9 protein-coding genes are annotated in these 12,213 nt (G+C 57.2%); 3 read left to right on the top strand and 6 right to left on the bottom strand.

Going from position 1 to position 12,213, the window contains the following annotated elements; translation table 11 throughout:
* Positions 1 to 220 precede the first annotated feature (220 nt).
* The 6 genes from oppF to AACW87_RS21410 form a co-directional block, all read right to left on the bottom strand.
* A complete protein-coding gene (gene oppF, locus AACW87_RS21435) occupies positions 221 to 1,216 on the bottom strand; it encodes a murein tripeptide/oligopeptide ABC transporter ATP binding protein OppF (RefSeq protein WP_043141223.1) in 996 nt (331 codons plus the stop codon).
* A complete protein-coding gene (locus tag AACW87_RS21430) occupies positions 1,217 to 2,197 on the bottom strand; it encodes an ABC transporter ATP-binding protein (RefSeq protein WP_043141225.1) in 981 nt (326 codons plus the stop codon). It abuts the gene before it with no gap.
* A 32-nt stretch (positions 2,198 to 2,229) separates the two neighbouring features.
* Positions 2,230 to 3,141, bottom strand: coding sequence for an oligopeptide ABC transporter permease OppC (gene oppC, locus AACW87_RS21425; protein WP_043141227.1), 912 nt, complete (start codon positions 3,139 to 3,141; stop codon positions 2,230 to 2,232).
* Positions 3,142 to 3,155: 14 nt separating this feature from the next.
* The gene (gene oppB, locus AACW87_RS21420) at positions 3,156 to 4,076 is read right to left on the bottom strand and encodes an oligopeptide ABC transporter permease OppB (RefSeq protein WP_043141229.1); all 921 of its coding nucleotides are present in this window, start codon (positions 4,074 to 4,076) and stop codon (positions 3,156 to 3,158) included.
* A gap of 96 nt (positions 4,077 to 4,172) precedes the next feature.
* A complete protein-coding gene (locus AACW87_RS21415; protein ID WP_098983808.1) occupies positions 4,173 to 5,792 on the bottom strand; it encodes an ABC transporter substrate-binding protein in 1,620 nt (539 codons plus the stop codon).
* 280 nt (positions 5,793 to 6,072) lie between these two features.
* Entirely contained in the window at positions 6,073 to 6,708 is a 636-nt protein-coding gene (locus AACW87_RS21410) for a YchE family NAAT transporter (protein ID WP_005314822.1), read from the bottom strand.
* Positions 6,709 to 6,976: 268 nt separating this feature from the next.
* Between AACW87_RS21410 and AACW87_RS21405 the strand changes: the two genes are divergently transcribed.
* The 3 genes from AACW87_RS21405 (at position 6,977) to AACW87_RS21395 (ending at position 11,926) form a co-directional block, all read left to right on the top strand.
* Entirely contained in the window at positions 6,977 to 7,609 is a 633-nt protein-coding gene (locus AACW87_RS21405; RefSeq protein WP_241326104.1) for a 2OG-Fe dioxygenase family protein, read from the top strand.
* A gap of 295 nt (positions 7,610 to 7,904) precedes the next feature.
* Positions 7,905 to 10,580, top strand: a complete 2,676-nt coding sequence (gene adhE / locus AACW87_RS21400; protein ID WP_241326103.1) for a bifunctional acetaldehyde-CoA/alcohol dehydrogenase — start codon at positions 7,905 to 7,907, stop codon at positions 10,578 to 10,580.
* A gap of 110 nt (positions 10,581 to 10,690) precedes the next feature.
* Positions 10,691 to 11,926: an HD-GYP domain-containing protein gene (locus AACW87_RS21395; protein ID WP_043141236.1), complete on the top strand. Its 1,236-nt coding sequence runs from the start codon at positions 10,691 to 10,693 to the stop codon at positions 11,924 to 11,926.
* Positions 11,927 to 12,213: the final 287 nt, after the last annotated feature.

The raw sequence follows: 12,213 nt of genomic DNA, 5'->3' as shown, positions 1-12,213 counted from the left end.
AAGGTCTCACTTACAGCTGATTTGCATCAACTGCCCGGCTGCCGGGTGCACTGCAGGATATGGGTGCACCGTAATGACGACAAACCAGCGAGAAGTTACTCCCCTTGTTGGGCGGATAGTAACAGTGGCCAAAGATAACGCCAAGAGACATCTTCACCTCTGGCCAAAATTAATCGGGGCACCACCAGGGTGCCCCGCAAACGCATTCAACAAACCGGCATCAAAGCGGATCGGCCTTGAGGCAGGAGACCGCATGGTCGAAGTTGCCCTCAAGCATGGGGCGGGTCTTGGCGCACTCGGGACCCGCTACCGGGCAGCGGGTGCGAAACACGCAACCGGACGGCGGATTCATCGGCGATGGCAAGTCCCCTTCCAGGATCTGGATGACCTTGCTGCGCTCCAGATCCGGATCCGGAATGGGCACGGCCGACATCAGCGCCTTGGTATAGGGGTGCAGAGGGTTTGCGAAGATCTCCTTGCGCGTGCCCAGCTCCACAGCGTTGCCCAGATACATCACCAGCACCCGATCCGAGATGTGCTTGACCACGGACAAGTCGTGGGCGATGAAGATGAGCGACAGCCCCATCTCCTTCTGGATAGCCTTGAGCAGGTTCACCACCTGAGCCTGGATGGAGACATCCAGCGCCGACACCGGCTCGTCACAGATGATCATCTTGGGCTCCAGGATCAGCGCCCGGGCGATGCCGATACGCTGGCACTGACCGCCGGAAAACTCGTGCGGGTAGCGGTTCACCAGGTTGGGCAAGAGGCCCACCTTGGTCATCATGGTGCGCACCTTCTCCTTCACCTGCTCTTTGGAGAGGTTCGGATAGAAGGTGATGAGCGGCTCGGCGATGATGTCGCCTATGGTCATGCGCGGGTTCAGGGAGGCCAGCGGATCCTGGAAGATCATCTGGATCTCCTTGCGTTTCTCCCGCAGCGCCTTCTGGTCGAGCTTGGTCAGATCGTTGCCAAGCCACACCACCTTGCCGTCGGTGGCCGGCACCAGGCCGATCAGGGCACGGGCGAAGGTGGACTTGCCACAGCCGGACTCCCCCACCACACCCAGGGTCTCCCCTTCATACAGACGCAGGGTCACACCGTCTACCGCCTTCAACGCCGAGGGCTTGGCCCAGGGCCAGGCCCTGTCACTCTTGATGCTGAAGTGGACCTTGAGGTCGGACACTTCCAGCAGCAGTTTCTTGTCAGTACCCATTTAATTCGCCCCCTTAATCATGGCATCCGATACCCAATGACAGGCACGCTCACGGCCGTCGTTGAACGGTGTAAGGATCGGCGATTGCTGGCCGCAAATCTCGTGTACCCGGTGGCAGCGCTCCTGGAAGGGGCAGCCGGTGGGCAGACGCAGCAGGTTGGGCGGATTGCCCGGAATGGTGGGCAGCTCTTCCCCTTCGGTGTCGAGGCGGGGAATGGCGCGCAGCAAGCCTTCGGTATAGGGATGGCTCGGGCGATAGAAGATGTCGTTCACCCGGCCGTACTCCATGGTCCGACCGGCGTACATCACCAGCACCTTGTCACAGATGCCAGCCACCACGCCCAAGTCGTGGGTGATCATGATGATGGAGGTGTTGAACTCGCGCTTGAGCTCGTTCATCAGCGTCATGATCTGGGCCTGCACCGTCACGTCCAGCGCAGTGGTCGGCTCATCGGCGATGAGCAGCTGTGGCCGGCACAAGAGGGCCATGGCGATCATCACCCGCTGACGCATGCCACCGGAGAACTCGTGGGGGTACATGTTCATCCGCTTGCGCGACTCGGGGATCTTGACTGCATCCAGCATGCGTACCGACTCTTCGAACGCCTCGGCCTTGCTCACTCCCTTGTGCAGCATCAGCACTTCCATCAGCTGATCCTTCACCTTCATGTAGGGGTTCAGCGACGTCATGGGGTCCTGGAAGATCATGGCGATCTTCTCGGAGCGGATCTTGTTGAGCTTGTGCTCCGGCAGATTCAGGATCTCGTCGCCCTGAAACTTGGCCGAGCCCGTGATGATGCCGTTCTTGGCCAGCAGGCCCATGATGGCAAAGGCCGTCTGGGACTTGCCGGAGCCGGACTCGCCGACGATCCCCAGGGTCTCGCCCGCAGCGAGAGAGAAGTTGAGGTCGTTGACCGCCACCACATTGCCGTCCGGGGTCTTGAACTCGACCCGCAGATCTTTTACATCCAGTAATTTCATAAAAACTCCTTATCGATCCTTAGCCGCTCTTGTTATCGATCCTTCGGATCGAGTGCGTCACGCAGACCATCCCCGAGGAAGTTGAAGCAAAACAGGGTCACCACCATGAAACCGGCGGGGAACAAGAGTTGCCAGATGGCCACTTCCATCGACTTGGAGCCTTCATCCAGCAGGGCACCCCAGCTGGTCATGGGTTCCTGGACGCCGAGGCCCAGAAAACTCAGGAAGGATTCAAACATGATCATGCCCGGCACCAGCAAGGTGGCGTAGACGGCCACGATACCGAGCACGTTCGGTACTATGTGACGGGTGATGATCTTCCACTTGGAGACGCCACAGACGTGGGCCGCCTCGATAAACTCCTTGCTCTTGAGGCTCAGGGTCTGGCCTCGCACGATCCGCGCCATGTCGAGCCAGCTCACCGCACCGATGGCGATGAAGATGAGCGCCAGATTGCGGCCGAAGAAGGTCACCAGCATGATCACGAAGAACATGAAGGGGAAGGCGTTGAGGATCTCCAGCACGCGCATCATCAGGCTGTCGATCCGCCCGCCGATAAAGCCGGAGGCTGCGCCGTAGAGGGTGCCGATGACCACGGCCACCATGGCGCCCATGATGCCGACCATCAGCGAGATGCGGCCCCCCAGCAGGGTGCGCACGAACAGATCGCGCCCCAGACTGTCGGTGCCGAACCAGTGACCGGTCTCCATATCAGGCGCGGCCTGCATGGCACCCCAGTCCGGATCGTCGAAGGTGTATTGGGACAGGTGCGGCCCCACTATCACCGCCAGACCGATAATGGTCAGTATGATGAGGCTGGTCAGCGCCGCCTTGTTGCGCAGGAAACGGCGACGGGCATCCTTCCACAGGGAGCGCCCTTCCACCACTTCCACTTGCTGTGCGAACGCCGCTATGGCTTCGCGCTTTTCAGTTGTGACAACCATGATGTACTCCCGACTTAGTAACGGATCTTGGGATCGATAAAGGCATAGAGAATATCGACCACGGCGTTAAAGGTGATGGTGAGGGCGCCGACCAGAATGGTCAGCCCGAGCACCATGGAGTAATCACGGTTGAGTGCACCGTTGACGAACAGCTGGCCTATCCCCGGCAGGCCGAAGATGGTCTCGATCACCACGGACCCCGTGATGATGCCGACGAAGGCCGGGCCCAGATAGGAGACCACCGGCAGCATGGCCGGGCGCAGCGCGTGCTTGAGAATGATGTGACGCAGCGGCAGGCCCTTGGCGCGGGCGGTACGGATGAAGTTGGAGTTCATGGTCTCGATCATGCTGCCGCGCATGATGCGCGAGATGGCGGAGATGTAGTACATCATCATGCCAAATACCGGCAGTACCATGAATTGCACCCCGCCCCCCTGCCAGCCACCGGCCGGGAACCAGCCCAGATAGATGCTGAAGAAGAGCACCAGCAAGGGTGCCAGCACAAAGCCCGGGATCACCACCCCGGCCATGGCCGACGACATCAAGAGATAGTCGATGAGGGTGTTCTGTTTCAAGGCCGCTATGGTGCCAAAGGTCACCCCCAGCAAGACGGCAAAGACGAAAGCCGCGCTCCCGATCTTGGCGGAAACAGGCAACGCCTGGCTCACCAGATCATTGACGCTGAAGTCCTTGTATTTGAAGGAAGGCCCCAGATCGCCCTGCACCAGGTTGCCAAGATAGGTGAGGTATTGCACGCCTATGGGCTTGTCCAGGCCGTACTTGGCCTCGATGTTGGCCAACACTTCCGGCGGCAGGGAACGTTCGCTGGTGAAGGGGTTACCCGGTGCGAAACGCATCATGAAGAAGGAGACGGTGATCAAGACCAGCAGAGTCGGGATCGCTTCCAGTAGACGTTTAAGAATGAATTTCAACATAGACAATTCCTGTCCTGTACTGCTTCCAAAGGGTCGCGGTTGTAATAAAGGCCCGCCGTCCGGCGGGCCTGCTTGTTATGCGACTTGTTATTTTACTCAGTGAGCAATGATATACATGTCTTTGCTGTAGAGGTTGTCCAGCGGGTTGGCCGGGTAGCCGCCCACGTAGGACTTGACCATGCGGGAGGTCACGTACTGGTAAATGGGGGCAATCGGCATGTCCTTGGCCAGGATCTCTTCGGCCTGGACATAGAGCTTGTTGCGGGAGGCTTCATCCACCTGGTCGCGAGACTCCGTCATCAGCTTGTCAAACACCGGGTTGGAGTACTTGCCGTCGTTGTTGCCGTGAGTGGTCTGCATCAGATCCAGCATGGAAGAGGCTTCGTTGTAGTCGGCGATCCAGCCGGCACGGCCCACGTCAAACTGACCCTGCTTCTTGGTCTCCAGGTAGGTTTTCCACTCCTGGTTCACCAGGCTCACCTGCACGCCCAGCTTCTTCCACATGGAGGCAACGGCGACCGCCACCTTCTTGTGGTTGTCGTCGGTGTTGTAGAGCAGCTCGAATTTCAGCGGCTTGCTGGCATCGAAACCGGCCTCTTCCAGCAGGGCTTTGGCCTTGGTGTCGCGCTCCGCCTGGGTCATCTTGGACCACTCGGGGGCAACCGGCTTGAAACCGTCCACGAAGTCAGGCACGAGCGTGTAGCCCGGGGTCTCACCCTTGCCCATCACCTTCTCGGCGATCACGTTGCGATCGATGGCGTAGGAGAGTGCGGTCCGCACGCGCACGTCATCAAACGGCTTCTTCTTGAAGTTGTACTGGTAGTAGTAGGTACCGACGTAACCACTCACCTTCAGCTCATCGGGCTTCTCTTTCTTCATCTGCTTGAAGCGTTCGATGGGCATGTTGTAGGTGAGATCCACTTCGCCCGCCAGATAGCGGTTCAGCTCGGCGTTGGTTGACTGGATCGGCAGGTAGGTGACGGTATTGATCACCGTCTTGGCGTTGTTCCAGTAGTTGGGGTTGCGCTCGACGTCGACGCGCTCGTTCACCACCCAGTCTTTCAGCTGATAGGCACCGTTGGATACCATGTTGCCGGGCTGGGTCCACTTGTCACCAAACTTCTCTACCACTTTCTTGGGCACAGGGTAGGTGGTGGTGTGGGAGAGCATGCTGACGAAGTAAGGGATCGCTTTTTCCAGCTGCACTTCGAAGGTGTAGTCGTCGACCGCCTTCACACCCAGGGTGTCAGACGGCTTCTTGCCGGCGATGATTTCGCTGGCGTTGACTATGGTCGGTATCTCCAGATACCAGGAGTAGGGCGACGCAGTCTTGGGATCCACGGCCCGCTTGAAGGCGAACTCGAAATCGTGGGCTGTCACGGGATCCCCGTTGGACCACTTGGCATCTTTGCGCAGGTGGAACACGAAGTGTTTGTTGTCCTTGGTTTCCCAGGACTCGGCCACGGCAGGGAGCACTTCCCCCTTGGGACCTGAACTCACGAGACCTTCGAACAGGTCACGCAGAATATTGGATTCAACCGTTCCTTCGGTTTTGTGGGGATCGAGCGTTGCCGGCTCGGAGCCATTGCCTTTCACCAACTGCTGAACATCAGCCAGCTTGGTGCCTGCGGGAACATCAGCGGCTTGCGCCACATTGACACCGCCAAACAGAGCTGCCACCAAGAGGGTATTAATCATTGTTTTTTTATGAGTCATTTCCATACTCCAACAAGAACATTCCATGCATTTGTCCATCAACGAGATAAGTACCCCGCTGCCAGCATAATTCCCTGACATTTCTGATAATGCAATAGATATTGTCAGGCTAGCCTGGGCTTCATGGTTAAAAAAACAGCTTTTAGCCAATTATTCAGCATTTAAATATAGCGTTGCGGACGTTTTTTATACAAACCCGCTCGATTCTAGGAAATGACCAACAAAAAAGAAACAATAAAAAGCCGGTCACGAGGACCGGCTCCGACAAAACAGACCTGAATCACATCAATCCGGGGAAGACCCCCTTGATCCCCGCCACCATGATCTCGATGCCGAGCGACATCATGATGAGACCCATGATCCGGGTGACCACGTTGATGCCGGTGTTGCCCATCAGCTTGAACAGCAAGGGGGCAGCGCGGAAGATGAGCCAGGAGCAGAAGGCAAACACCATCACCACCAGCGACATGCCCAGCATCTGGGACCAGGTGCTCTGGCTGGCGTAGACAATAGAAGAAGAGATGGCTCCCGGGCCGGCCATCAGCGGCAGTGCCAGCGGCACCACAGCGACAGATTCCCGTGCGGCCAGTTCCCCTTTCTCCTGCTTGTTATGCTTCACCTCCCCCAGCTTGCCCTGCAGCATGGACCAGGCGATCAGGGTGATGAGCGAGCCGCCAGCGATGCGAAACGACGCCAGCGAGATGCCAAAACCGTCCAGGATCAGCTGCCCCATGTACATGGAGACCAGCAGGATGATCATCACCGCAATATTGGCTGTGGTGTTGGTCTTCATCCGCTCTTCCGGCGTTTGATGGCCGGTCAGACTGACAAAAACCGGCAGCAATCCCAACGGATTGATGATCGCGAACAAACCGATGAAAAACTTCAGATATAAAGAGACGTCAATTGCTGCCATAGGCGCCATCCAGAAGTAAGCAAGGCCACACGGGCCACCCCGATAAACCGAGCGTAAATTTACACCATGCCCTCAACCTTCACCAATCAAATAATCTCACCCTTTCCGTGGCTTTTCAGTTAGTTCCTCTAATGTATCGCCAAAATTCAACACATTGATTTGTTAATAAACATTGTCGCGATTTAACACTCTGGTAAAATCGATTCGAGTTTTATGCGGCCACGGAGTTTGGGCGCAACATTTCCTCTCAGCAAACAAGGATTTTGTAATGATTGATACGGACATCAAGTTGCAATGGCACCTGGATTCGCTGCCGGCAGGCACGGTCGACCCCCTGCTCGGCTTTTTTGACCGGCTGCCGCTCGATCCCTACATCCAGGGCACCTTTCGGGAGCGTCGCTATGGCCGCGTCGAGAAAGAGGGTTCACGCTTCTTCCCTCTCGACAATGGCGTCTTCTTTCAGGCCGCCGCCATCAACAAGTTCCTCGGGGATGTGCCCAGAACCTATGCCGAGCTGGACCCCGCCTTCGTCGCCCACCCCGCCTTCCAGCTGATGCTGACCCGCTTTGCCCGCCATATCCGGCTGGCGGATGGCAAGGCGATCGGCATTCACCAGATGCGGATCACCACGGGCCAGGGCGAGAGCGTGCCCCCCGCACCGGAAGGCGTCCATCAGGATGGTTTCGACTTCATCGGCGTGTTCTTTTGCGGCAGCGAGGGCGTCAGTGGCGGCGCACTTCAGCTCTATCATGGATTAAAAGAACAACCATTTTTTCAACAAGAATTAAACGCTGGTGGGTATCTGATCCTGGATGATCGCCGTTTCTATCACAATGCGGCCCCCATACTGCCCCTGGCCCCGACCCGGGGACACTGGGACGTGATAGTGCTAACTGCTTGAAAAATGGTGCGTGGCGCCCTGTTCACGCACTATTCAGCCCGCTTTTGCTCCACTCTACATTCGTGTAACATCCGGAAAACATGTATTGTGAAACAAAATTTCTTTTGTTCTTTTGTTACACATGATCCAGATCAAGTTTTTCTGAGTCAGCCCCGCTCTATAATCGACTCAGAAAGCAATTTAGTAAGGCATGTAAATACCCCCTTGTAGTGATTCTCGCCTTGACAGGGCGACTATAATTGCCGGGCATTGCCAAACTCTTACTAAACAGTTTTCAAATCATCAGGAGATAAACATGGCAGTAACCAATTTGGCTGAACTGGATGCACTGGTCGCCCGCGTCAAAGAAGCACAGCGTGAATTCGCCAGCTTCTCGCAAGAGCAGGTAGACAAGGTTTTCCGTGCCGCCGCCCTGGCCGCCAGCAATGCCCGTATCCCCCTGGCCCAGATGGCCGTGGAAGAGTCAGGCATGGGTATCATCGAAGACAAGGTTATCAAGAACCACTTCGCCTCCGAATACATCTACAACGCATACAAAGACGAGAAGACCTGCGGCGTCCTGAGCCAGGATGACGAGATGGGCACCATGATCATCGCCGAGCCGGTTGGTATCATTTGCGGTATCGTTCCGACCACCAACCCGACCGCTACCGCGATCTTCAAATCGTTGATCTCCCTGAAGACCCGCAACGCCATCATCTTCTCCCCGCACCCCCGCGCTAAGAACTCCACCAATACCGCTGCCAAGCTGGTACTGGATGCAGCCGTTGCCGCCGGTGCACCGAAAGACATCATCGGCTGGATCGATCAACCGTCCGTTGAGCTGTCCAACGCGCTGATGAAGCACAACGACATCAACCTGATCCTGGCCACAGGTGGCCCGGGCATGGTGAAAGCCGCTTACTCCTCCGGCAAGCCTGCTATCGGTGTAGGTGCCGGTAACGTGCCTATCGTCATCGACGAAACCGCCGATGTGAAACGTGCCGTTGCCTCCATTCTGATGTCCAAGACCTTCGACAACGGTGTGGTCTGTGCTTCCGAGCAAGCCGTCATCGTCGTTGACGCCATCTACAACCAGGTGAAAGAGCGTTTCTCCAACCACGATGGCTACATCCTGTCCAAAGATGAAGCGGACAAGGTACGTAAAGTGCTGCTGATCAACGGCGCGCTGAATGCAGATATCGTTGGCCAGCCGGCCACCAAGATCGCCGCCATGGCTGGCGTGACTGTGCCTGCCACCACCAAGATCCTGATCGGTGAAGGTCTGGAACTGTGCGCTGAAGATGAGTTCGCTCACGAGAAGCTCTCTCCGACTCTGGGTATGTTCCGCGCCAAGAACTTCGAAGAAGCCGTCGAGATGGCCTGCACCATGGTCAACATCGGTGGTATCGGTCACACCTCTGGTCTGTACACCGACCAGGATCGCAACCAGGACCGTATCAGATACTTCGGCGACAAGATGAAGACCGCCCGTATCCTGATCAACACCCCCTCCACCCAGGGTGGTATCGGTGACCTGTACAACTTCGCTCTTGCTCCTTCCCTGACCCTGGGTTGCGGCTCCTGGAGTGGTAACTCCATCTCCGAGAACGTCGGTCCCAAGCACCTGATCAACAAGAAGACAGTCGCAAAACGGGCAGAAAATATGCTGTGGCACAAACTTCCGAAATCCATCTATTTCCGTCGTGGCTCCCTGCCGATCGCCCTCGGTGATCTGGAAGGCAAAAAGCGTGCAATGGTCGTCACCGACCGCTTCCTGTTCAACAACGGCTATGCCGACGACGTGGTTCGTCTGCTCAAGAAGCTGAACATGGAAGTGGAAGTATTCTACGAAGTAGAAGCTGACCCGACTCTGTCCATCGTCCGCAAGGGCGCCGAGATGGCGAACTCCTTCAAGCCTGATGTCATCATCGCGCTGGGTGGCGGTTCACCCATGGATGCGGCCAAGATCATGTGGGTCATGTACGAGCACCCGGATACTGCGTTCGAAGACCTGGCCATGCGCTTCATGGATATCCGCAAGCGTATCTACAAGTTCCCGAAAATGGGTGTGAAGGCCGAACTGGTCTGTATCACCACCACGTCCGGTACCGGTTCTGAAGTCACCCCGTTTGCGGTCGTGACCGACGATGCCACCGGCATGAAGTACCCGCTGGCCGACTACGAGCTGACCCCGAACATGGCCATCGTCGATGCCAACCTGGTCATGAACATGCCCAAGTCCCTGTGCGCCTTCGGTGGTGTGGATGCGGTCACTCACGCCATGGAAGCCTACGTTTCCGTACTGGCCAACGAGTACTCCGACGGTCAGGCGCTGCAAGCCCTGAAACTGCTGAAAGAGTACCTGCCGTCCAGCTACCAGAACGGTGCCAACGACCCGGTTGCTCGTGAGAAAGTACACAACGCGGCCACCATCGCCGGTATCGCGTTCGCCAACGCCTTCCTGGGTGTGTGCCACTCCATGGCGCACAAACTGGGTGCTGAATTCCACATTCCGCACGGTCTGGCCAACGCCCTGCTGATCAGCAACGTGATCCGCTACAACGCCAACGACAACCCGACCAAGCAGACTGCGTTCTCCCAGTACGACCGTCCGCAAGCTCGCCGTCGTTATGCCGAAGTGGCTGACCACCTGGGCCTGAGCGCTGCCGGTGACCGTACCGCAGCCAAGATCGAGAAGCTGCTGACCTGGCTGGACGAGCTGAAAGCCACTCTGGGCATCCCGGCCTCCATCCGTGAAGCCGGCGTGAACGAAGCCGACTTCCTGGCCAAGGTTGACCAGCTGGCGCTGGAAGCCTTCGATGACCAGTGCACCGGTGCCAACCCGCGCTACCCGCTGATCACCGAGCTCAAAGCCATACTGATGGACACCTACTACGGCCGCCCCTTTACCGAGGAAGCCCGAGTAGCAACCAAGGTGGAAGCCCAGGTTGAGACCAAGGTGGACAACAAGAAAAAATCCAAGGCCTGATAATCGGACTTGAAGTAGAGAGCCCGCGCACATGCGCGGGCTTTTTTGTTTGTCTATCTCTCTAATTTTGCTAGCTTGTTGGTAGGCATTCATGAAATGCGAGTTAGCACATGGCGCTGATACAAGCCTCGATAGAGCAGTTACGGATCGGCCACTACATCCATCTCCCCACGGGATGGACCAGTCACCCTTTTATGTTCAATGCCTTCAAGATCAAGGATCAGCAGCAACTCGACATCATTCGCCATCTCGACCTCAATCTGTTGATGGTGGATCCGGACAAGAGTGATCTGCCCATAGAGCCCATCTTGCGCGGCGATATTCCCTCCGCCGGCCCCGATCTGTCGATCATCGACGAGGTCATAGACACGGGCCCGCCCCCCTTCGACGAGAAAGCCTTCCGCCGCTCCCTACGCGCCGCCGACAAGGCCTTTGGTCAATCCATGTCCGAGCTGCGCGATGCGCTGGGGGCCCTCAACCTCAAGCCTGACGAGGGGCTGGCCAACACAGCGCAGATAGTGCGCAACGCCGCCGCCCGCATCAGTGAACACGAGGGGCCGCTCGGCCTGCATCTTATTCGCAGCCCGCACACCGACATCCTGCTGCAGCACAGCCTGAACGTGGCCTTCATCGCCATGCTGATGGCCCGGGAACTCGGCATGAACCCCATCGAGATCGAGGAGACGGGACTGGCGGGCCTGGTACACGATATCGGAGAGTTGAAGATCCCGAGCCAGATCACCCAGAAACGGGGGGATCTCAACAAGTCAGAGCAGAACTTTCTCAAAATGCATCCCCAGTACGGGCTGGAGATGCTGACCCAGTTGCAGGCATTTGAGCCCAAGATCCGCCAGGTGGCCCATCTGCACCACGAGCGGCTCGATGGCAGCGGTTTTCCCCTCGGCATCAAGGGTGGCGAGATCCCGCCACTGGCACGGATCATCGGACTGGTGGACTACTATGACGAGCTGCTGCACCCGCGCAGCAGCGCCACTCCGGCCGCCCCGAGCCAGGCCATCAGCCAGCTCTACAAGCTGTCCCAGAAGAAGTTCGATCAGGATCTGGTCAAGCTGCTGATCAAGGTCCTGGGTGTCTATCCCCCCGGTTCCCTGGTGCAGCTCTCCGACGATTCCGTGGCGCTGGTGCTCTCCACCGAGCCCACCATGCCCCTCAAACCCAAGGTACTGCCCTACATCAAGGCGCAGCGACCGGAAGGGGTGGCCATGCTGGATCTGCGGGAGGATGAGCGCACCATCAAGTCATTTATCAAGCAAGAAGACCTGGATGAGGGACAAAGGCTGTTTTTCAACCTGACCCGGCGCTTCTGTTACTATTTTGCCTTCTGAGTTATCCCCAGAAGCTGGGGATAACTCATTGGACAAACCTGAATAATTGTCCAATTACCCTCAAAACGGTCCACTGCCGACCATGGATAAAAAACGCCCAGCCAGGGGGCTGGGCGGAGCATGCCACCTCCGTGTGGCGTATCCAGCGGATACATTCATGCTCCATCCAGCAATACCAACCCTTGGGCGATTACACAAATATCAATTTAACATGCTGATTTGATATGGTTTTATGGCGCATTTCTGGCAAACTTCGCCCGCAATCGAGCGCACGTCGCTCACAGAAC

The sequence above is a fragment of the Aeromonas sp. MR7 genome, assembly GCF_963899385.1.
Taxonomy (GTDB): Bacteria; Pseudomonadota; Gammaproteobacteria; order Enterobacterales; family Aeromonadaceae; genus Aeromonas; species Aeromonas bestiarum.
The sequence above is the reverse complement of the archived record's forward strand: the minus strand, read 5'-3'. Positions and strand labels throughout refer to the sequence as shown.